The organism is Rhodoferax sp. U11-2br, assembly GCF_018619435.1.
In the GTDB taxonomy this organism is placed as follows: Bacteria; Pseudomonadota; Gammaproteobacteria; order Burkholderiales; family Burkholderiaceae_C; genus Rhodoferax.
Genome location: NZ_JAHFZF010000044.1, coordinates 1 through 20,264, shown reverse-complemented (window position 1 = coordinate 20,264; position 20,264 = coordinate 1). Strand labels below are relative to the sequence as shown.

The following is a 20,264-nucleotide window of genomic DNA, read 5'->3' as shown; positions in this document are numbered from 1 at the left end:
GCCCGGCTGGCATCGATATTGCTATCTTGATGAAGCTCAACTTCTGTCTTCACGAGGCCCCCATGTCCAAACGCTTTTTTCTCCAAACGACTCTTGCCCTGGTTGCCACCTCGGTGCTGGGCCTGGCCCAGGCCCAAACCACCCCGATCAAGTTCCAGCTCGATTGGCGTTTTGAAGGCCCTGCGGCCTTTTTTGTGACCCCCGCTGCCAAAGGCTATTTCAAGGCCGCCGGGCTGGATGTGACGATTGACGCTGGCAACGGCTCGGGCGGCACGGTGACGCGTGTGGCCTCTGGCGCCTACGACATGGGTTTTGCCGACCTAGCCGCGCTGATGGAGTTCCACGCCAACAACCCCGACGCACCCAACAAACCGGTGGCGGTGATGATGGTCTACAACGACACACCGGCCTCGGTGATGGCACTCAAAAAGTCCGGCATCAAGACCCCGGCTGACCTCAGTGGCAAAAAGCTTGGTGCCCCGGTGTTTGACGCAGGCCGTCGCGCTTTCCCGATTTTTGCCAAGGCCAACGCCGTGACCAATGTGGCCTGGACCGCGATGGACCCACCACTGCGCGAAACCATGCTGGTGCGTGGTGATGTGGATGCCATCACCGGCTTCACCTTCACTTCTTTGCTGAACCTGGAAGCCCGTGGCGTCAAGGCCGCCGATGTGACGGTGCTGCCGTACCCCGATTTTGGTGTCAAGCTGTATGGCAACGCCATCATCGTCTCGCCCAAGATGATCAAGGAAAACCCGGCCGCGATCAAAGCCTTTCTGGCCGCATTTGCCAAGGGCGCCAAGGACGTGATCAGCAACCCCGCAGCGGCGATTGCCGATGTGAAGGCGCGTGACGGCATCGTGAATGTGGAGCTCGAAACCCGCCGCCTCAAATTGGCGATTGACACGGTCATCAACAGCCCGAACGCCCGTGCCGAAGGATTTGGCCAGGTCAACGGCCCGCGCCTGTCCTTGATGGCCAGCCAGGTGTCGGACGCGTTTACCACCAAGACCCGTGTCAATCCGGAATCGGTCTGGAATGGCAGCTTTTTGCCGACCAAGGCCGCGCTGGATGTGTTGCCCAAGAAATAAGTGTTGAGCGACGGGTCGGCGCAGCGCTAGTCGCTGGGCCGGTCTGACTGTGTGTTCAGGTGCAGGCAGGCCAAGACCTGGCTGGTGGTGTTACTCAAATTCAATAGCTGACGGCCCTTATTTTTAGAGGGCTTGGGGCCTATTTCTTATATCAACATGCACAAAGAGCCATCCCCCTGGTTTGTCGATTTCTCAGACGTTTGGCTGGCCTACAACCATGAGTTGCTGGTGGAAAACCAGTTTGCGGTGGAGGCGATTGACCTCAAGGTGCGCCAGGGTGAGTTCATCGCCATCGTCGGGCCCTCTGGCTGTGGCAAATCCACCTTCATGAAACTGGCCACCGGCTTGAAGATGCCCTCCATGGGCAAGATTCTGATCGACCAGCAGCCGGTGACCGGGCCACTCAAGATCAGCGGCATGGCGTTTCAGGCGCCTAGCCTGCTGCCGTGGCGCACCACGGTGGACAACGTGCTGCTGCCGCTCGAAATTGTGGAACCCTACCGCAGTAACTTCAAAGCCAAACGCAAAGAGTACGAGGAACGCGCCCGCAAACTGCTGCAAAAAGTGGGCTTGGGTGGGTATGAAGACAAGTTCCCTTGGCAGCTCTCAGGCGGTATGCAGCAGCGCGCCAGCATTTGCCGTGCGCTGATCCACGAGCCCAAGATGTTGCTGCTCGATGAGCCTTTTGGTGCGCTTGATGCGTTTACGCGGGAAGAGTTGTGGTGCATCTTGCGCGACTTGTGGACCGAGCAGAAGTTCAACGTGATCCTGGTCACCCATGACCTGCGCGAGAGTGTGTTCCTGGCCGACACGGTGTATGTGATGAGCAAAAGCCCGGGCCGGTTTGTGGTGCGCCGGGAGATTGACTTGCCGCGCCCGCGTGACCTGGAGATCACCTACACCCAGGAATTTGGCGACATCGTGCACGAACTGCGTGGCCACATAGGTGCTGTGCGCCAAACTGGTGCATCCGTTGTGCCATGACGCTCAGAACAGACCCCAATACTGACATTGGCCCCCAACCCTTCTGGTGACCCTATGAACAAAAGACAAATGGAAATCTGGTCGCCCTGGCTGCTGCTGACCGCGGTGCTTGTGTTGTGGCAGGTGTTGTGCTCGGCATTTGCCGTGTCCGAGTTCATTTTTCCGAGCCCGTGGCGCATCTGGACGCAGTTCTGGGAGTTTCGTGATGTCATCGCTGGCCACGCTTGGCGCACCTTTTGGGTGACGATGGTGGGTTTTGGTTTGGCCATTGTGGTGGGGGTGTTGCTGGGTTTTGTGATCGGCAGCTCGCGCCTGGCTTATGCGGCGGTTTACCCGCTGATGACAGCGTTCAACGCGTTACCGAAGGCCGCGTTTGTGCCGATTCTGGTGGTGTGGTTTGGTATTGGGGTGGGCCCGGCGATCCTGACCGCGTTTTTGATCAGCTTTTTCCCGATCATGGTCAACATCGCCACCGGCTTGGCGACGCTGGAGCCTGAGCTGGAAGATGTGCTGCGGGTGCTGGGTGCCAAACGCTGGGACGTGTTGATCAAGGTGGGCCTGCCGCGATCCATGCCGTATTTTTATGGCTCTCTCAAGGTGGCGATCACGCTGGCGTTTGTGGGCACCACGGTCAGTGAGATGACCGCTGCCAACGAAGGCATTGGTTACCTGCTGATTTCGGCCGGGTCGTCCATGCAGATGGGGCTGGCTTTTGCCGGGCTGGTGGTGGTGGGTGCGATGGCGATGGTGATGTACGAGCTGTTCAGCGTCATCGAAAAACACACCACCGGCTGGGCACATCGCGGCTCGCAGGGGCATTGATCTTGGTGAGCCAGATGAACCCCGAGCAGATCAGCCGCCACCTGCGTCGTGCCAATGAGGTGGCGCGGCAAGCTTTGGCGCAGGGGCACCACCCGTTTGGTGCGATTCTGGTCGCGCCTGACCTGGAGACGGTGCTGCTGGAACAAGGCAATGTCGACACGGTCAACCACGCAGAATCGGTGCTGGCCCGCATAGCTGCTGGGCAGTATGCTCCTGATTTTTTAGGGGACTGCACCCTGGTGACCACCGTGGAGCCCTGCGCCATGTGTGCCGGTACCCAGTACTGGGCGAACATTGGCCGACTGGTGTTCGGGCTGACCGAACGCCGCCTGCTGGGCTTGACCGGCAACCATGCCGAGAACCCAACACTCGATCTGCCCTGCCGCGCGGTGTTTGCCGCAGGGCAAAAAACCATCGAGGTGATTGGCCCGGTGCCTGAGGTTGAGGCGGAGATTGCGACCTTGCACAGCAGTTTCTGGACGGCTGCCCTGGTGGCTCCGCCTAAACTGGCGCCATGACCTGGCACGCCCAACTCGACATCCGCTACACCCCAGAGCAAGAGCGCACGGTGGCGCGGCACAGCCACAATGGCCCGTTACGCGTCCTGCAAAGCCTGTACCCGGAAGGGGGTGCGATCTGCCACAACGTGCTGGTGCACCCGCCCGGTGGCCTGGTCGGCGGTGACACGCTTGACATGACGGTGGCCGCCAGTGGCAACGCCCACGGCCTGCTCACCACACCGGGCGCGACGCGCTTTTACCGCTCGGCAGGTGAGTTGGCGTTGCAGCGCACCCACATCGACCTGCAGGACCAGGCCCGCTTGGAGTGGCTGCCACTCGAAGCGCTGGCCTACAACCAGTGCCGTGCCGAAAACCGCCTGACGTTGAACCTGGCGCCCCAGGCTGAGTTCATGGGCTGGGATGTGACCGCCTTTGGCCTGCCCAGCGCCGCCTTGCCGTTTGAGTTGGGCAGTTTTTTGCAGCATATCGAGGTGCCGGGTGTTTGGCTGGAGCGAGGCCGTATCGATGCGACAGACAAACGGTTGATGGATGGCCCGCTGGGGCTGGCTGGCCACCGGTGTATGGCCTCGCTGTTTTTTGTGAGTGGCAGTCCGCTGGAGCGCCATCGCCGTGAGGCTGGGCTGGAGCTCGCACGCAGCCTGCTTGACGCCCATGCGCTGCAGGCCAGCGCGGGTGTGAGCTGCCCGAACCCGCAGGTGATGGTGCTGCGGGTGTTGTCGCCGCTGGTGGAGCCCGCCATGTTGCTGCTGCGCCAGGTGTGGGTGGCCTGGCGTGCCCATTTCTGGCAGCTGCCTGCGGTGAGCCCACGCATCTGGTCGACCTGAAGTCTGAACCTGCCCGACCCCTCTACACTGCAGCCTTTTTTCTCCTTGAAAGATCCCGGGTACCGTCATGAAATGGAAAATGTCCTCCAACTCCTTGTACGCCGTGCTGCTGCGCTCGCCCTGGTGGGCCAGCATGTTGGTGGTGCTGGTGATTGTGCTGGCCAGTGGTGCGCTGTTGCCCGCCCAATACCGTCCGTTCGGGATGCTGGCAGCCTTGCCTTTTCTGGGCATTGGTTTGTACCGCGCGTGGCAACAGGGGCAGGGACCCAACTCGAAGCGTGTGGCACAGGCGCTGGAACGCGCAGGGGCGATGCCCTGGCGCGAGTTCTCAGCGCTGCTGCAGCGGGCCTATGAACACCAGGGTTATGCGGTGACCCCACTGTCCGGTTCGGCGGCAGACTTCAAGCTGACGTTCTCGGGCCGCACCATTCTGGTCAGTGCCAAACGCTGGAAAGCCGCCGCACATGGGGTCGAACCCTTGCGCGAACTGCTGGCAGCCGGGCGCAGCCAGGACGTTGATATCTGCGTCTACATCAGCCTGGGGGAGGTGTCTGCGCAGGCACAGTCCTTTGCCAAAGAGCAAGGTGTCACGCTGGTGTCTGGTCAGACGCTGGCGAGCCTGATCCTGAACCATGTCTGAGCCGTGTGGTCGATGCCAGGGCCTTGATGCTGCCTGCACAGGCAGCGTTTGGCCCGCTTGACCCGATACCCTGGATTCACCGAGAACGCAGCCCATGCCTCCCCCTTTTTCCTTGAGAACCCACCTTGCCCTGATGGCCGCTCTGGTGTTTGGCGCCACCGCCTGGGCAACACCGCTGCTGCGCTGCGAGGTCACCTACGCGGGCAGCGCCCATTTGCTGGAGGCGACACCGGTGACCGACCCCTACCCGGTGGTATCAAGAGACATTGGCGGGCGTTTCTGGTTCAAACCGGTGATGGTGGGGCAGGGCAGCCGGGTGGACTACGTCAAGCTCTACGCCTATCTGGACACCCGCCAACAGCCGCTGCTGATCCATGAGGCCATCTATCTGCCGCCGTTTCAGACGGGTGAGACAGCTTATCCGCTGACCGGCACCCACCATCTGTACGCGGGCCCGGTCGAGCGTGAGTTGATCTACAGCTGCACTTTGCAGGGGGCTCAGCCATGAGCCGGGTTGTGATGTCCACTTGCCGCCATGCCTTGGCAGCGGCTTTGCTGCTGGCCTGTTCGGTTGGTTTTGCTGCGGACACCAGCGCACCGGTGAGCCTGGTATTTGCTGGTGACATTGTTTTGGACGACAGCGCTGGTGAGCTGATTGCGCAAGGCGGTGATCCGTTTGCCGACTTTGCCGGTGTTTTCAAGGCGGCCGACATCCGCCTGGGCAATCTGGAATGTGTGGTGGCCACCACGGGCTCGGCGGGTGACAAGAACTACACCTTCCGTGCACACCCGCGTGTCTTGCCGGTGCTCAAACGCCACTTTGACGCGGTGGCGCTGGCCAACAACCATTCGGGTGACTTTGGGCGAGAGGCTTTTGCCGAGATGCTGGGGCTGTTGAAAGGCGTGCAGTTGGGTCAGTTTGGCGGCGGCCACAACCTGGCCGAGGCGCACACACCGCTGATTTTTGAGCGCAAGGGGCTGCGTATTGCCTTGCTGGGCTACAGCGAATTCATGCCGCGCAGTTTTGAGGCCGACCACAACGCCCCCGGTGTGGCCTGGAGCGAGGACGAGCAAGTCGTGGCCGACATCCAAAAGGCGCGCACAACTTACAAAGCCGATCTGGTGATCCCGGTGATGCACTGGGGTTGGGAGAACGAGCTGACGTCCAACCCGCGCCAGCGCCAGCTGGCCCGTCTGATGATTGAGGCGGGGGCGGATGCGGTGATTGGCGGGCACCCGCATGTCACGCAGGAGATCGAACACTACCAGGGCAAACCCATTATCTACAGCGTGGGCAACTTTGTCATGAAAGAAACTGACAACGCCCGCCAGCGCCAAGGCTGGGTGCTGCGCCTGTTGCTCGACAAGCAGGGTGTGACAGCGCTCGACACCCGGGTGGCCAACATCAACATGGACGGCATCCCCACGCTGGACCCGCACCGTGCCAGCCCGTGCTGGCAACGCGGTCAGGCTGGGGTGCAGCTGTGTTCGCCGAAGGACTGAGTCCATCCCTCTGATCGCTGCGTTTTCTTGACCCAGGACAACAGAGGGTCGATCTTGTCACGCCCAGCCTGTCTCGTTCTTGAGCTGGCTTCAGTGCTGTGCCATACTTTGTTTGGGTGATTGAAATGTTGTTTCATTTAGTTGGTACAGCGTTTCAGTGTCTTTCCCTAACTTACAAAGAGACGAGTCAAAAGATGAAAAGATCCATGTTGTGTGTGGCGCTTGTTACGGCAGGTGTGTTGTCTTCCTGTGCGTCCTATTCCCCGACCGATTTTTCTCGCCAAACCCTGGCGGCCCAGGATGGCTGGGCAGCGGTGGGTGGCGGTGTGACCGGTGGCGCTGCGGCCAAAGATGAAAATGTGTTTGTGGTCAGCTCTCGCAAAGAGTTGGTGGCGGCTCTGAAGTCTGCTGGTGATCAGCCAAAAATCATCAAAGTCAAAGGCACGATCAACCTGAGCATGGATGACGCGGGTCGTGAACTGCTTGAGACGGATTACGCGGTTGCGCCCTACAACTTCGACGACTACGTCAAAGCCTACGCCCCGGCGGTCTGGAACACCAAGCTTGACCCCAAGACAAAACGTCCGTCCCGTGATTTGACCGGCCCGCAGGAAGAGGCGCGTGAAGCGTCTTCCAAGCGTCAAGAGGCCCAGATCCGCATCAGCATTCCCTCCAACACCACCCTCATCGGGATCGGTACCGATGCCAAGATCATCAAAGGTGGCCTGGTGATTGGCCGCCGGACCACCTCAAACAATGCCGAACCGGTGGTGTCCAACGTCATCATCCGCAACATCGAGTTCCAGGATGCTTTTGACTACTTCCCGCAGTGGGATCCGGCGGACAGCTGGAAAGTCGACAAATCCTACCCAGGCTGCCAGGACACGTATGTGGATGCCAACACCGGACCACAAAGGTGCCCGGGTGGCCGCTGGAACTCTGAATATGACAGTGTGTGGCTCAGTGGTGCCGAACGGGTCTGGGTTGACCATTGCACCTTCAACGACGGTGATCGCAATGACAAGAAGTTCCCGCCGAACTTCCCGTTCCCGCACAACGAGGTCACCCAAAAGATCCAGCACCATGATGGCATGCTCGACATCACACTGGGTTCCAACTTTGTGACGGTGTCGAACAACTATTTCCATGACCACGACAAGAGCTCGCTGCTTGGTGGCTCCGACGGACTGGACAAGGTCGATGGTGGCAAGCTGAATGTGACCTTCCGCCACAACCTGTATGAAAACGCTGGCCAACGTCTGCCACGCGTGCGTTTTGGCCAGGTCCACACCTACAACAACCACTACATCGGTGATGCTGCCGGTTTGGATAATGCCAAATTCAGCGCTTACCAGAATCATCTCAATGCCATTGAGGCCCACAACAAGGGCAACATCTGGCGTGGTGCATTTGGTATTGGCAAGAACTCGGCCATCTTCTCCGAGAACAATGTGTTCGACATCAAGCATGGCGGCGCCGACATCGCAGCCGTGATTCAAGGGGGCACCAAGTTCCTGGACCAAGGCTCCATCGTCAATGGCCAGCCAGCCGACATCGTGAAGGCGCTCAACGCCCTGGATCCGAAGAAACAAGTCTCGCCAGATCTGGGCTGGAAGCCTGCAGGATACGGTGCCAAGGTCTTGCCAGCGGCTGAAGTGCCTGCTTATGTCAAAGCCAATGCGGGTGCTGGCAAACTGAAGTAACAAGTTGGCTTGCAAAAAACCGGTGGACTACCCCACCGGTTTTTGACTTCAAGCCCTTGCCCATGGGCAGCACCAAGCTGATGGGGCAGAGCGAGCAACCCGTTAGCTTCGGCAAGGCATTCAAAACACAAGTAGACGACTGGTCTACTTGTGCTACACTTGCGACATGGCAACCGAATCCAACAGCACCAAAGACCACATCCTGGATTGTGGCGAGCGCTTGATCGCCCACAAAGGTTTTGTGGGCGTCGGTTTGTCCGAGATATTGAGTGCGGCCGGTATCCCCAAGGGCTCGTTCTACCATTACTTCAGCTCCAAGGAGCGTTTTGGCGAGGTTTTGCTGACCCGCTACATCGACGCTTACTTGGCACGTCTGGATGCCTTGTTCAAACCCGATGGCACACCCGCACGGCAACGCCTGATGACCTACTGGTCGTATTGGAACACCAGCCAGTGTGACGTCGGAGCAACCAGCTGTGCGTCACAGGATGCGGGCAACAAGTGCCTGATTGTCAAACTCAGTGCCGAGGTGGCCGATATTTCCGAAGCCATGCGACTGACCTTGCGGGGTGGCACCGACCGCGTGGTCAGCCGGATTGCCCAGTGTCTGGAAGACGCTCGCGCCGATGGTTCTGTGGCCTTGTCCCTGGATGCGGCCAGTACCGCCCTGACGCTGTATGAGCTGTGGTTGGGTGCCAGTTTGCTGGCCAAATTGCGCCGTGATGCGTCCCCTTTTGAACACGCCTTGGTGGCCACCGAGCAAGTGTTGGGTTCACGGGGCCGTTAAGAGGCACAACACACAGTCGCTTTTTTTTGCCCACTTTATAGTCGACCGGTCTACTGTATTTTTGATTCACCTTCCTTCACTCACCCACTTCTACCAACCCATTCCCATGAAAAACTTCGACTTTTACAACCCGACCCACATCGCTTTTGGCAAAGACCGCATCGGCGACCTGGTTCAGCTGGTACCTGCCACGGCCAAAGTCCTGATTCTGGTGGGGGGCGCCAGTGCTGAGAAAACTGGCACCCTGGCGCAGGTGCGTGAGGCTCTGGGTGCACGCACCCACAGCACCTTCAGCGGTATTGAGCCCAACCCGAGTTTCGAGACCTCAATGCAAGCCGTTGAGATGGTGCGTGAGCAAGGTTTTGACTTCCTGCTGGCCGTGGGAGGAGGCTCGGTGATTGACGCGACCAAATTCATCGCAGCTGCCGTGCCTTTTGAGGGAGATGCCTGGGACATCCTGCTCAAGTTTGGTGGCAACATCACCCAGGCTCTACCCTTTGGTGTGGTGCTGACCTTGCCAGCAACCGGCTCGGAGATGAACAATGGCGGCGTCATCACACGCCATGCGCTGGGCGCCAAGCTGCCGTTTCGCAGCCGCCATGTGTATCCGAAATTTGCGATCCTGGACCCGACCAAAACCTACACCTTGCCTGCTAAACAGCTGGCCAACGGGGTGGTCGATGCGTTTGTGCACACGGTGGAGCAGTACCTGACCTACCCGGTCAACGCGCCGGTGCAAGACCGTTTTGCCGAGGGCTTGTTGCAGACCCTGATCGAGATCGGCCCACGCCTGCTGAGTGCATCGGAGCCTGACTATGACGACCGCGCCAATCTGGTCTGGACGGCCACCTTGGCATTGAATGGCCTGATTGGCGCCGGTGTGCCGCAAGACTGGGCCACCCACATGATTGGCCACGAACTCACCGCCAAGTACAACATCGACCATGCCCGCACACTGGCGGTGGTGTTACCTGCCATGTTGAATGAGCGGCGCGCCCAAAAACATGACAAGCTGCTGCAGTATGGCCAGCGTGTGTGGGGTATCCAGAGTGGTAGCGACGAGCAGCGCATCAGCGCCGCGATTGAGGCCACCCGCGATTTCTTCGAGCGCATGGGCTTGCCAACCCGGCTGAGTGCTTATGACCTGGGCCAGGACGCCGTTGATCTGGTGCTGGCGCAATTACAAGCCCATGGCATGACCCAGCTGGGTGAACACGGTGACGTGAGCCTGGCAGTCAGCCGACGTGTGCTCGAGGCGGCGCTATAAGCCCGCCAATCTGAGCCCACCCATTCATCCCAAAAGAGACTCACATGACCCAAAACGCCAAGCTCAACCGCCAGGTCCAACTGGCATCGCGCCCGGTGGGTGCACCCACACCGGCGAACTTTCATCTGGCGACATCCCCGGTGCCCAGCGCTGCGCCAGGCCAGGTGTTGCTGCGTACCGTTTATCTGTCGCTGGACCCCTACATGCGTGGCCGCATGAGTGATGCTGCCAGTTATGCCGCGTCGGTGGCTGTGGGCGCCACCATGGTGGGAGGCACGGTGTGCCGCGTGGCCAGCAGCCAACATGCCGGTTTCAGCGAAGGCGACTGGGTGCTGGCCTACACCGGCTGGCAAGACTATGCCGTCTCGGACGGCAATGGCCTGACCAAACTCGACCCCGGTGTGGCCGCGCCGTCACTGGCGCTGGGGGTGCTGGGCATGCCCGGCTTCACCGCCTACATGGGGTTGCTGGACATTGGTGCGCCCAAGGCCGGGGAAACCGTGGTGGTTGCTGCCGCCACCGGGGCCGTGGGCTCGGTGGTGGGGCAGATTGCCAAACTCAAGGGCTGCCGCGTGGTGGGTATCGCTGGTGGTGCGAGCAAGTGCACTGCAGCGGTTGAAGAATTTGGCTTTGACGCCTGTATTGACCACCAGAGCCCGGACTTTGCAGCGCGCCTGGCAGCGGCCTGCCCGCAAGGCATCGATGTCTATTTTGAAAACGTCGGTGGCAAAGTGTTCGACGCGGTGTTACCGCTGTTCAACACGTCGGCAAGGGTGCCGGTCTGTGGGTTGATTGCCAACTACAACGACACCCAGTTGCCAGACGGGCCGGACCGCAGCCCCTTGTTGATGCGCACCTTGCTGACCAAACGCATCCGCATGCAAGGTTTCATCATTTTTGACGACTACGGGCACCGTTATCCGGAGTTTGCCAAGGAAATGGGGCAATGGCTGGCCCAAGGAAAAATCAAATTTCGTGAGGACTTTGTTGACGGACTGGAGAACGCGCCACAGGCCTTCATCGGTTTGCTCGAAGGCAAGAACTTTGGCAAGCTGATTGTCCGTGTGGCCAAAGATTGACACAGAAACTTCCCCCAACTTCACTCTCTGAAAGAAACACATGAAAAAAATACTGATGGTTTTGACCTCGCATGACAAATTAGGCAACACCGGTGCCAAAACCGGCTTCTGGCTGGAAGAGTTTGCCGCGCCTTATTACGTGTTCAAAGACGCCGGCGCTGTGATCACACTGGCCTCGCCCTTGGGGGGCCAGCCTCCGCTGGACCCCAAGAGTGATGACCCGGCCTCACAAACCGAAGCCACCCATCGTTTCCGGGCGGACCCCGCTGCGCAAGCACATCTGGCGAACACGCTCAAGTTGTCGGATGTGTCCGCGCAGGACTTTGATGCCGTGTTTTACCCAGGCGGCCATGGCCCGCTGTGGGATCTGGCAGAAGATGTGTTGTCCATCCAGTTGATTGAAACCATGCTGGCTGCAGGCAAGCCGGTGGCCACGGTGTGTCACGCACCGGGGGTGTTGCGCCACCCCAAGGGTGCTGATGGCCAATCGGTGGTGTTTGGCAAATCGGTGACAGGTTTTACCAACAGCGAAGAAGCCGCCGTGGGCCTGACCGATGTGGTGCCATTTTTGGTGGAAGACATGCTCCAGCACAACGGCGGGCTGTACTCTAAGGGTGCAGACTGGCTGCCTTATGTGGTGACCGACGGCTTGTTGATCTCGGGCCAAAACCCGGCCTCGTCAGAACCCGCCGCCAAGGCCTTGTTGCAAGCGCTGGTCTGAGCCTTACGCCAGAGCCAACCGGGCCAGCAAATCAATCACCGCTGGCTCCTCGCCTGCGGAGGGTTTGAGCCGCCACTGCACCTGCGGGTAGGTCTCTTTCAGGGATGCCATCAGCACCGGCAAGTCCTGCCGGGCGTGTTTGCCCACACCGATGAACATCGGCACCACGGTGATGTGGCTGGCACCCAGTGCCACCACCTCGGCTGCGGCGCTGGGCAGGTCGGGTTGGGTCAATTCCAGAAAAGCACAACGTACACAGGTACCAGGCGAGAGTTCACCCATGCGCTGGGCGATGTTGAGCAGGGGTTGGTGCCACGCCGGGTCGCGTGAGCCGTGGGCAAAAAGCAGGGTGGCGTGCATAAGAAGGGGGTACCAGAAAACGCCATGGTACCCAAGCTGTCGCTTGGCTGCTAAATCGCCACCATTTGCCTGACACCGTCGGCCTCCATGTTGCTGCCCAGTCCTTGGGCTCGCACCGCGCCGCGTTCCATCACCACATAGTGGTCCGCCAGTTCCTGGGCAAAGTCGTAATACTGCTCCACCAGCACAATCGCCATGTCGCCACGGTCGGCCAACATACGTATCACGCGGCCAATGTCCTTGATGATGCTGGGCTGGATGCCTTCGGTCGGTTCGTCCAGCATCAGCAGTTTGGGGCCCGCCGCCAAGGCACGGGCGATGGCCAACTGCTGCTGCTGCCCGCCAGACAGGTCGCCCCCACGGCGTTGCAGCATTTGTTTGAGCACCGGGAACAGCTCGAACAACTCGGGCGGAATCGGTGTGCTGGCCGGTTTGTAGGCCAGACCCATGCGCAGGTTTTCCTCGACCGTGAGGCGGGCAAAAATCTCGCGCCCCTGCGGCACAAAACCAATGCCTGCGCGGGCGCGCTCGAAGGGGGTGGCGTTCTGAATTGGTTTGTTATCAAATTCGATAGCGCCTGTCTTAATAGGTATAAGGCCCATCAGGCTTTTGAGCAAGGTTGTCTTGCCGACACCGTTGCGACCCAGAACGACCGTGATTTTGCCCAGTTCGGCTTGCAGGTTCACATCGCGCAAGATGTGAGAGCCGCCGTAATACTGGTTGATGTTGGTGACGTTCAGCATCTGTCTTTATCCTTTTTTTGTTGTTTTTGCTGCGAGCGTTGGTCGGGACATGCGCCCGACTGCGCACTCACTTTCTTTTGCCTCGTCAAAAGAAAGTAAGCAAAGAAAAAACGAGCCGAATGCGTCGCCCGGCACGGTGTGCCGGTACGCTGCGTTGCTCGGTCTGTGCGGGGTCTCGCTCGAACTCGGCTTTGCCTCAAACAATCGCGAGCCCTGATCCGCCCAGCCCTGCGCTACTCGCCGACGCACCACGGCGCCCTGCGCAGCACTGCTCGCCCGGCGGCGGCGGGCATTGCAGCGCTGGTAGGTTCCATCGGTCGGGTGCGCGCGCAATGTGGCGCATAGCGCCACGAGCGGAATTTCGTGGATCCCCTCTGTATGCGCCTGAGTGGTGCGGGTTTGGCGGAAAAAGGAACCGCGATTGTCTGAGGCGATAGCCGAGTTCGAGCGGTTCCCCGCCAAACCCGCATCACTCAGGTTGCCCGAAGCTTTGCTTCGGGTCGCAGACAGTGGGGTCGCCCTTTCTTTGCTTACTTTCTTTCGGCGAAACGAAAGAAAGTGAGTGCGCAGCCGGGCGCACGACCCGGCAACTGCCCCGCTGGCAAGCGAAACAAAAAATAGTGATTCACCCGCCTGGAAAGGTACCCGGCAAGCCCCATCGGCGAGGTAAATACGGCTACCTTCCAAGATACACCTCAATCACCCGCTCATCCGCCTGCACCTGCGCCAAGGTGCCCTGCGCCAACACCGACCCATCACACAAGACGGTCACGATGTCCGAGATGGTGTTGATAAAACTCATGTCATGTTCCACCACCATCAGCGAGTGTTTGCCTTTGAGTGACAAGAACAGCTCGGCGGTACGTTCGGTCTCTTCGTCGGTCATGCCAGCCACGGGTTCATCGAGCAGCAGCAGCTTGGGGTCCTGCATCAGCAACATGCCAATCTCGAGCCACTGCTTTTGCCCATGGCTCAGAAAACCCGCCTGGCGCGACACACTGTCGCTCAGGTGGATGGTGTGTAACACCTCGGCCAGGCGGTCACTTTGCGCGGAATCCAGCTTGAACAACATCGACGAACCCACCGCCTTGTTGGTTTTGAGCGCCAACTCCAGGTTTTCAAACACGCTGAGTTGTTCAAACACTGTGGGTTTCTGGAATTTGCGGCCAATGCCCATCTGGGCGATTTCGGATTCTTTGTAACGCAGCAAATCGATGGTGCTGCCAAAAAACACGCGGCCTTCGTCGGGGCGGGTCTTGCCGGTGATGATGTCCATCATGGTGGTTTTGCCAGCGCCATTGGGGCCGATGATGCAGCGCAGCTCACCGGGGGCGATGTCCAGACTCAGCTTGTTGATGGCCTTGAAGCCGTCAAAACTCACACTCACGTCTTCCAGATACAGAATCCGGCCATGGGTGGTGTCGACTTCGCCCGGGACGGCCAGTCTTGAAAAGGCAGCAGCACGACCACCAGACTCGGTGTTGCCGCTGGTGGTGGGGTGGTTGGCCCGGTAGGTCTCAGCACGGCGAGCGCCTTGCTCCATCAGTTCGGGGGTCATGAGCGGTCTCCTGAGGTGCTGGCAGCCTTCGACAAACGTTTGACCAGCCCCACCACACCGTCGGGCAGGAACAGCGTCACACCAATGAACAGCGCGCCAAGGAAATACAGCCAGAACTCGGGGTAGGCCACGGTGAGCCAGCTTTTGGCACCACTGACGATGAAGGCACCCAGGATCGGCCCAATCAGCGTGGCGCGCCCACCGACGGCCGCCCAGATTGCGATCTCGATTGAGTTGGCCGGGCTCATTTCACTCGGGTTGATGATGCCGACCTGTGGCACATACAGCGCACCGGCCACACCACACATCATGGCCGAAATCGTCCAGATGGTGAGCTTGTAACCCAACGGGTTGTAGCCGCAGAACATGACACGGGTTTCCGCATCCCGTACCGCTTGTAACACCCGGCCAAACTTGCTGTTGATCAACCAGCGTGCCATCAAAAAGAAGCCCAGCAGTGTGATACCGGTCAACACAAACAGCGTCATACGCATGCTGGGTGTGGCCACCGGGATGTCCAGAATGCGTTTGAAGTCGGTGAAGCCGTTGTTGCCACCAAAACCGGTCTCGTTGCGGAAAAACAGCAGCATCGCCGCAAAGGTCATGGCCTGGGTGATGATCGAAAAGTACACCCCCTTGATGCGCGAGCGAAAGGCAAAATAGCCAAACACAAAGGCTACCAAACCGGGCACCGCGATGATCAGGAACAGGGTGGCCACAAAACTGTCGGAAAAGGTCCAGTGCCAGGGCAGAGTTTTCCAGTCGAGAAACACCATGAAGTCCGGCAGTTCACTCTTGTAATTGCCGTCTAAGCCAATCTGGCGCATCAGGTACATGCCCATCACGTAGCCTCCCAGCGCGAAAAACAGGCCGTGGCCCAGACTCAGGATGCCGGTGAAGCCCCAGATCAGATCCATTGCCAGGGCGCAGATCGCGTAACACATGATGCGGCCCACCAGCCCCACGCCGTAGTCACTCAGGTGAAAGATGTTTTCTGCTGGCACCAGCAGATTGAGCACCGGCGCCACCGCACAGACAACGATCAGCGCCACCAGAAAGGCGGCCCAGCCGGTGCGACTCAGCAAGGGGGCAGGGGAAGGTAAGGAGACAACAGGTTTCATAGAGGCACTCATGATCAAGCTTCCGCTGAGCGGCCTTTCATCGCAAAAATCCCTTGCGGTCGCTTTTGAATAAAGATGATGATGAACACCAGCACCGCGATCTTGGCCAGCACCGCACCGGCCCAGCCCTCCAGGAACTTGTTCAGAATGCCCAGACCCAGTGCGGCGTAGACGGTGCCAGCCAGTTGCCCAACCCCCCCCAGCACCACGACCATGAAGGCGTCGACGATGTAGCCCTGGCCCAGGTCTGGGCCGACATTTCCGACCTGGCTCAGCGCACAGCCGGCCAGCCCGGCAATGCCCGAACCCAGGGCAAAGGCGTAGGTGTCAATACGTGCGGTGTTGACACCCATACATGAGGCAATCGGTCGGTTTTGGGTGACGCCGCGCACAAACAAACCCAACCGTGTTTTGCCGATCAACCAGGCCACGCTGCCTAGCACAAAAATCGCAAAACCGATGATGATCAGCCTGTTGTAGGGCAGCGACAAATTGCCTAGCATCTGCACCCCTCCACTCATCCAGGACGGGTTTTCCACCCCAACGTTTTGTGCACCAAACACACTACGCACCAGCTGCATCAGCATCAGGCTGATACCCCAGGTGGCCAGCAGTGTCTCCAGCGGGCGGCCGTAGAGGAAACGGATCACGCTGCGTTCCAGCAGCGCGCCCATCAGTGCCGAGGCCAAAAACGCCACCGGCACCGCCGCCAGCAGATACCAGTCAAAGGCGCCAGGCAGGTAAGTGCGAAACAGGCCCTGCACCACATAGGTGGCGTAGGCGCCAATCATCATCAACTCGCCATGGGCCATGTTGATGACGCCCATCAGCCCGTAGGTGATGGCCAGACCCAGCGCCACCAGCAGCAGGATCGAGCCCAGGCTGATGCCGCTGAACAGGGCACCCAGCTTGTCGCCCCAGGCCAGCGCCGACTCCACCTGGCGCAGCGCGGCGCCCAGAGCGACTTTGACCTCGGCATCCGATTCACTTTCCAGCCGGGCCAACAGCATGGTTTTGGTATTGGCCTGGCCGCTGGTGGCCAGCAGCTTGGCCGCTTCTAGTCGTTTGGCTTTGTCGGCACTACCGAGCAGGGCGGCGGCGCGCACCAGATTCAGCTGGTCCTTGATGCTGGCGTTTGACTCGGTGGCCAGGGCTTTTTCAATCAGCGGCAGCTTGGTTTCATCTGCGTCGCTTTGTAGTTGTTTCACCGCCGCTGCACGCACGGTATCGTCTTTGGCGAACAGCTTGAGCGCGGCCAGCGCTGAGTCGATTTCGCCGCGCATGCGGTTGTTGTTGATCACATCCTCGGCGTCATCAGGCAGGGTCACGACGGCCTCGGTGACCGCGTCGACCACCTTGTCACCCTGGATCACCAGAATCCTGTCACCCGCCACTTTGACCGCGTCATCCGACAGGGCTTGCAGAAAGGCTGCTGTCTTGTCGTCGGCCGCCAGCATGGCTTTGGCCAGCGCCTCGACGCGGCTGTCGGTTTCGCCGACTGTGATGCTTTTGACCTCTTCAGCCGTCAAGGAATAAGCGCTTCCAGCTATCAAAAGTAAAGTGGATAGGAGTATTTTTTTGAACATGGTCAGAACCTGTAGAGTGGGCACGGTGGCCCATGCCCACGCTGCAATTTCTTTCAAAGGATGGATTTGCGAAGAATGGAAGAAGCGTCGCGAGCGGGTCAAGGTGAGGTTTGGAGCGCACAGCCGTACTCTCGTACGGCGAGCACAACAAGCCTCAGATTGGCCCGCGCAGTAGCTTCTTACTTCTTCGCAGGTTCGTCGGGCTTACCGGCATTACCTTCGATGAACGGAGACCATGGCTTGGCTTTCACCGGGCCGGGTGTTTTCCAGACCACGTTGAACTGGCCGTCGGCCTTGACTTCACCGATGAACACCGATTTGTGCAGGTGGTGGTTCTTTTCATCCATCTTGCTCACGATGCCGCTCGGTGCCTTGAAGGTCTGGCCGGCCATGGCGGCAATCACCTTGTCGGTGTCTGTGGACTTGGCTTTTTCAACCGCCTGTTTCCACATGTTGATACCGATGTAGGTGGCTTCCATCGGGTCGTTGGTCAAAGGCTTGTCAGAGCCGGGCAGGTTCTTGGCCTTGGCGTAGTCGCTCCACTTCTTGATGAACTCGGTGTTGGTCGGGTTCTTGATGCTCATGAAGTAGTTCCAGGCGGCCAGGTGGCCCACGAGCGGCTTGGTGTCCACACCACGCAGCTCTTCTTCACCCACCGAGAACGCCACCACTGGCACGTCCTTGGCTTTCAGGCCAGCGTTGCCGAGTTCCTTGTAGAAGGGCACGTTGGAGTCACCGTTGATGGTGGAAACCACGGCCGTCTTGCCACCAGCGCTGAACTTCTTGATGTCAGCCACGATGGTTTGGTAGTCAGAGTGGCCAAACGGTGTGTATTTTTCGTCGATGTCTTTGTCAGCAACACCCTTGCTCTTGAGGTAGGCGCGCAGGATCTTGTTGGTGGTGCGCGGGTAAACGTAGTCGGTACCCAGCAGCACCCAGCGTTTGGCGGCGCCGCCGTCTTTGCTCATCAGGTAGTCCACAGCGGGAATGGCTTGTTGGTTTGGCGCGGCACCGGTGTAGAACACGTTTTTGCTCAGCTCTTCACCTTCGTACTGCACCGGGTAGAACAGCAGGCCGTTCATTTCTTCGACCACCGGCAACACCGACTTGCGGCTCACCGAGGTCCAGCAGCCAAAAATCACAGCGACCTTGTCCTGGCCCAGCAGTTGTTTGGTCTTCTCGGCAAACAGCGGCCAGTTGGAGGCCGGGTCGACCACCACGGGCTCCAACTTCTTACCGAGCACACCGCCCTTGGCGTTGATCTCGTCAATCGCCATCAGCACGGTGTCTTTCAACACGGTTTCAGAAATGGCCATGGTGCCGGAGAGGCTGTGCAACACACCAACCTTGATGGTATCGGCTGCGAGGGCGGGCAGGGCAGACAGGGTCGACAACGCAGCGGCGACCGACAGTGCCTTGAGGGTGAAACGACGTGAGTTCATAAGTGACATGTGGGCTACTCCAAAGTTGATGAAACCGTTGTCGCTGTGGGTGGCCTGCGTTTTGATGCGGGCTTGTGTTCAGCGATGGTTGGACTTTAGGTAAGCCTGCGGCTTTGGGAAATACGCCTTGTGGCGTATGGGGCGTCGTGTCTGTTGCATACCCCTCGGAGTGTTGAACGCCCGTCAAAAAGCTAATCGACAAGCAAAAAATTACAATTTATGTATAATTTTGATGAATATTAACGTTTGTCGTTTTTTTAGAAGGGTGAATACATGCATCAGACAACCAGCGCGTCTGCTTGTGTGCACCACCCAAAAGGCCAGGGTGCCGCGTCCGTCTTTGGGTGCCAGTCAGCAGTTTTGCGCAGCCCATCCCTCATTTGTTAAGGAAAAATCATGAACCTTCAAAACCTGCGTCTGACCTCCAAGCTGTGGCTGTCGGTGTTACTCATTGTGCTGGCCTTGGTGACAGTGGTGGGCTACACGGCCTACCGCACCGCTGAAGACCGCGCGGAGAGCGCGCAGGTGCTCCACAAACTCAATAGCCGGATCGAAGCCTCCTTGCGCTGGGCCGGTCTGACACAAACCAATGCCGCCCGTACCCAGGCGCTCATGCTCAGCAGCGACCCCGTGCTCGAAGCGGGCCTCAAAGAAGCGATGGCCGACACCACCGCCCAGATCAGCAAGATCCAGAAAACCATCGAAGACGACGAACTCACCGATGACGACCGCCAACAGATGAAAGTCATCGCGGCCAACCGCAAAAAGATGATTGAGGCACGCACAGCTGCCGTCAAGGAACGCTCCGAAGGCCGCCCCGAACAGGCCGCAGCCATTGTGAAAGACAGCTTCCAGCCCGCCATGCAGGCCTACCAACAATCCCAGCGCGACTTTGTCACCCTGCAAGAAAAGTCCTTCCTGGCCACCGAAGAAGAGTTTGCCCACCGCGCCCAGAACCTGATCTACCTCACCGGCGCCATGATGCTGCTACTGGTGACCGGCATCCTGGCGGGTGCCGCCTGGCTCATCCGCTCCATCCGCCAACCGCTGGACACCGCCAACGACCTGGCGGCAAAAATCGCCCAGGGCGACCTCAGCATGAGCATTGACACCAGCCGGAGTGACGAATTTGGTGACCTCATGAAGTCCCTCTCGAGCATGAACGCCTCGCTAGGCACCATGGTCAACCAGGTGCGCCACAGCACCGACAGCATCGCCACCGCCAGCTCCGAGATCGCCCAAGGCAACAACGACCTGGCCCAACGCACCGAACAAACCTCCAGCAACCTGCAGGCCACCGCCTCCAGCATGGACCACCTCACCCAGACCGTGCAACTCAGCGCCGACAACGCCCGCCAGGCCAGCTCCCTGGCCGCCAACGCCTCCAGCGTGGCCGAACGGGGTGGTGCGGTGGTGCGCCAGGTGGTCAGCACCATGGAAGAAATCAACGACAGCAGCCGAAAGATCAGCGACATCATCGGCGTCATCGACGGCATCGCCTTCCAGACCAAC

General features: G+C 59.4%; 21 protein-coding genes. 14 read left to right on the top strand and 7 right to left on the bottom strand.

The genetic code is table 11. From position 1 onward, the window contains the following. Positions 1–62: 62 nt before the first annotated feature. The 13 genes from KKO72_RS19450 to KKO72_RS19390 all read left to right on the top strand — a co-directional run bounded on the left by KKO72_RS19450 (position 63) and on the right by KKO72_RS19390 (position 11,942). Positions 63–1,091, top strand: coding sequence for an ABC transporter substrate-binding protein (locus tag KKO72_RS19450; RefSeq protein WP_214943060.1), 1,029 nt, complete (start codon positions 63–65; stop codon positions 1,089–1,091). A gap of 156 nt (positions 1,092–1,247) precedes the next feature. After that, positions 1,248–2,075, top strand: a complete 828-nt coding sequence (locus tag KKO72_RS19445; protein ID WP_214943057.1) for an ABC transporter ATP-binding protein — start codon at positions 1,248–1,250, stop codon at positions 2,073–2,075. Between the two features lie 54 nt (positions 2,076–2,129). Continuing rightward, positions 2,130–2,897, top strand: coding sequence for an ABC transporter permease (locus tag KKO72_RS19440; protein WP_078366416.1), 768 nt, complete (start codon positions 2,130–2,132; stop codon positions 2,895–2,897). A 14-nt stretch (positions 2,898–2,911) separates the two neighbouring features. Then, positions 2,912–3,415, top strand: a complete 504-nt coding sequence (locus KKO72_RS19435) for a nucleoside deaminase (RefSeq protein WP_214943054.1) — start codon at positions 2,912–2,914, stop codon at positions 3,413–3,415. Further along, positions 3,412–4,242: an urease accessory protein UreD gene (locus KKO72_RS19430; protein WP_214943050.1), complete on the top strand. Its 831-nt coding sequence runs from the start codon at positions 3,412–3,414 to the stop codon at positions 4,240–4,242. Before KKO72_RS19435 ends, KKO72_RS19430 begins: the two co-directional genes overlap by 4 nt. Positions 4,243–4,321: 79 nt before the next feature. Next, entirely contained in the window at positions 4,322–4,882 is a 561-nt protein-coding gene (locus KKO72_RS19425) for a restriction endonuclease (protein ID WP_251140797.1), read from the top strand. Between the two features lie 112 nt (positions 4,883–4,994). Further along, positions 4,995–5,390 (top strand): hypothetical protein, encoded by a 396-nt coding sequence (locus KKO72_RS19420; RefSeq protein ID WP_251140796.1) that lies wholly within the window; start codon positions 4,995–4,997, stop codon positions 5,388–5,390. 11 nt (positions 5,391–5,401) lie between these two features. Further along, positions 5,402–6,385 carry a CapA family protein gene (locus tag KKO72_RS19415; protein WP_214943043.1) on the top strand — a complete coding sequence of 328 codons (984 nt, stop codon included), beginning with the start codon at positions 5,402–5,404 and terminating at the stop codon, positions 6,383–6,385. Between the two features lie 194 nt (positions 6,386–6,579). After that, positions 6,580–8,088, top strand: coding sequence for a polysaccharide lyase family 1 protein (locus KKO72_RS19410; protein ID WP_214943041.1), 1,509 nt, complete (start codon positions 6,580–6,582; stop codon positions 8,086–8,088). 166 nt (positions 8,089–8,254) lie between these two features. Beyond that, positions 8,255–8,875, top strand: a complete 621-nt coding sequence (locus KKO72_RS19405) for a TetR/AcrR family transcriptional regulator (RefSeq protein WP_214943038.1) — start codon at positions 8,255–8,257, stop codon at positions 8,873–8,875. Between the two features lie 106 nt (positions 8,876–8,981). After that, on the top strand, positions 8,982–10,142 hold the full coding sequence (locus KKO72_RS19400; RefSeq protein WP_214943035.1) for an iron-containing alcohol dehydrogenase: 1,161 nt from the start codon (positions 8,982–8,984) through the stop codon (positions 10,140–10,142). Between the two features lie 44 nt (positions 10,143–10,186). Next, positions 10,187–11,221, top strand: coding sequence for an NADP-dependent oxidoreductase (locus KKO72_RS19395; RefSeq protein ID WP_214943032.1), 1,035 nt, complete (start codon positions 10,187–10,189; stop codon positions 11,219–11,221). Positions 11,222–11,261: 40 nt separating this feature from the next. Then, positions 11,262–11,942 carry a type 1 glutamine amidotransferase domain-containing protein gene (locus KKO72_RS19390; RefSeq protein WP_214943029.1) on the top strand — a complete coding sequence of 227 codons (681 nt, stop codon included), beginning with the start codon at positions 11,262–11,264 and terminating at the stop codon, positions 11,940–11,942. A gap of 3 nt (positions 11,943–11,945) precedes the next feature. On the opposite strand, the gene KKO72_RS19385 is transcribed toward KKO72_RS19390, so the two are convergent. The 7 genes from KKO72_RS19385 to urtA form a co-directional block, all read right to left on the bottom strand. Further along, positions 11,946–12,302, bottom strand: coding sequence for a sirohydrochlorin chelatase (locus tag KKO72_RS19385; RefSeq protein ID WP_214943026.1), 357 nt, complete (start codon positions 12,300–12,302; stop codon positions 11,946–11,948). 50 nt (positions 12,303–12,352) lie between these two features. Further along, on the bottom strand, positions 12,353–13,045 hold the full coding sequence (gene urtE, locus KKO72_RS19380; RefSeq protein WP_214943023.1) for an urea ABC transporter ATP-binding subunit UrtE: 693 nt from the start codon (positions 13,043–13,045) through the stop codon (positions 12,353–12,355). A gap of 6 nt (positions 13,046–13,051) precedes the next feature. Further along, positions 13,052–13,732 carry a hypothetical protein gene (locus tag KKO72_RS19375; RefSeq protein ID WP_214943020.1) on the bottom strand — a complete coding sequence of 227 codons (681 nt, stop codon included), beginning with the start codon at positions 13,730–13,732 and terminating at the stop codon, positions 13,052–13,054. After that, the gene (gene urtD / locus KKO72_RS19370) at positions 13,722–14,603 is read right to left on the bottom strand and encodes an urea ABC transporter ATP-binding protein UrtD (protein WP_214943016.1); all 882 of its coding nucleotides are present in this window, start codon (positions 14,601–14,603) and stop codon (positions 13,722–13,724) included. Before urtD ends, KKO72_RS19375 begins: the two co-directional genes overlap by 11 nt. After that, entirely contained in the window at positions 14,600–15,724 is a 1,125-nt protein-coding gene (urtC, locus tag KKO72_RS19365; protein ID WP_214943013.1) for an urea ABC transporter permease subunit UrtC, read from the bottom strand. The genes urtD and urtC overlap by 4 nt, the downstream gene beginning before the upstream one ends. 14 nt (positions 15,725–15,738) lie before the next feature. After that, positions 15,739–17,310 (bottom strand): urea ABC transporter permease subunit UrtB, encoded by a 1,572-nt coding sequence (urtB, locus tag KKO72_RS19360; RefSeq protein ID WP_214943010.1) that lies wholly within the window; start codon positions 17,308–17,310, stop codon positions 15,739–15,741. Positions 17,311–17,489: 179 nt separating this feature from the next. Next, positions 17,490–18,752 carry an urea ABC transporter substrate-binding protein gene (gene urtA / locus KKO72_RS19355; protein WP_180132626.1) on the bottom strand — a complete coding sequence of 421 codons (1,263 nt, stop codon included), beginning with the start codon at positions 18,750–18,752 and terminating at the stop codon, positions 17,490–17,492. A gap of 396 nt (positions 18,753–19,148) precedes the next feature. Between urtA and KKO72_RS21140 the strand changes: the two genes are divergently transcribed. After that, positions 19,149–20,264 (top strand): methyl-accepting chemotaxis protein (locus tag KKO72_RS21140; protein ID WP_214943007.1); only part of this gene is annotated, 1,116 nt, incomplete at its 3' end.

Excerpts from the sequence above, each read along its gene's own strand:
- KKO72_RS19415 (WP_214943043.1), top strand. The coding sequence starts at position 5,402 with ATGTCCACTTGCCGCCATGCCTTGGCAGCGGCTTTGCTGCTGGCCTGT.
- KKO72_RS19440 (WP_078366416.1), top strand. The coding sequence starts at position 2,130 with ATGAACAAAAGACAAATGGAAATCTGGTCGCCCTGGCTGCTGCTGACC.
- KKO72_RS19425 (WP_251140797.1), top strand. The coding sequence starts at position 4,322 with ATGTCCTCCAACTCCTTGTACGCCGTGCTGCTGCGCTCGCCCTGGTGG.
- urtD (WP_214943016.1), bottom strand. The coding sequence starts at position 14,603 with ATGACCCCCGAACTGATGGAGCAAGGCGCTCGCCGTGCTGAGACCTAC.
- urtE (WP_214943023.1), bottom strand. The coding sequence starts at position 13,045 with ATGCTGAACGTCACCAACATCAACCAGTATTACGGCGGCTCTCACATC.
- KKO72_RS19435 (WP_214943054.1), top strand. The coding sequence starts at position 2,912 with ATGAACCCCGAGCAGATCAGCCGCCACCTGCGTCGTGCCAATGAGGTG.
- urtB (WP_214943010.1), bottom strand. The coding sequence starts at position 17,310 with ATGTTCAAAAAAATACTCCTATCCACTTTACTTTTGATAGCTGGAAGC.
- KKO72_RS19390 (WP_214943029.1), top strand. The coding sequence starts at position 11,262 with ATGAAAAAAATACTGATGGTTTTGACCTCGCATGACAAATTAGGCAAC.
- KKO72_RS19405 (WP_214943038.1), top strand. The coding sequence starts at position 8,255 with ATGGCAACCGAATCCAACAGCACCAAAGACCACATCCTGGATTGTGGC.
- KKO72_RS19400 (WP_214943035.1), top strand. The coding sequence starts at position 8,982 with ATGAAAAACTTCGACTTTTACAACCCGACCCACATCGCTTTTGGCAAA.
- KKO72_RS19430 (WP_214943050.1), top strand. The coding sequence starts at position 3,412 with ATGACCTGGCACGCCCAACTCGACATCCGCTACACCCCAGAGCAAGAG.
- KKO72_RS19385 (WP_214943026.1), bottom strand. The coding sequence starts at position 12,302 with ATGCACGCCACCCTGCTTTTTGCCCACGGCTCACGCGACCCGGCGTGG.
- KKO72_RS19395 (WP_214943032.1), top strand. The coding sequence starts at position 10,187 with ATGACCCAAAACGCCAAGCTCAACCGCCAGGTCCAACTGGCATCGCGC.
- urtA (WP_180132626.1), bottom strand. The coding sequence starts at position 18,752 with ATGAACTCACGTCGTTTCACCCTCAAGGCACTGTCGGTCGCCGCTGCG.
- KKO72_RS19450 (WP_214943060.1), top strand. The coding sequence starts at position 63 with ATGTCCAAACGCTTTTTTCTCCAAACGACTCTTGCCCTGGTTGCCACC.
- KKO72_RS19410 (WP_214943041.1), top strand. The coding sequence starts at position 6,580 with ATGAAAAGATCCATGTTGTGTGTGGCGCTTGTTACGGCAGGTGTGTTG.
- KKO72_RS19445 (WP_214943057.1), top strand. The coding sequence starts at position 1,248 with ATGCACAAAGAGCCATCCCCCTGGTTTGTCGATTTCTCAGACGTTTGG.
- urtC (WP_214943013.1), bottom strand. The coding sequence starts at position 15,724 with ATGAAACCTGTTGTCTCCTTACCTTCCCCTGCCCCCTTGCTGAGTCGC.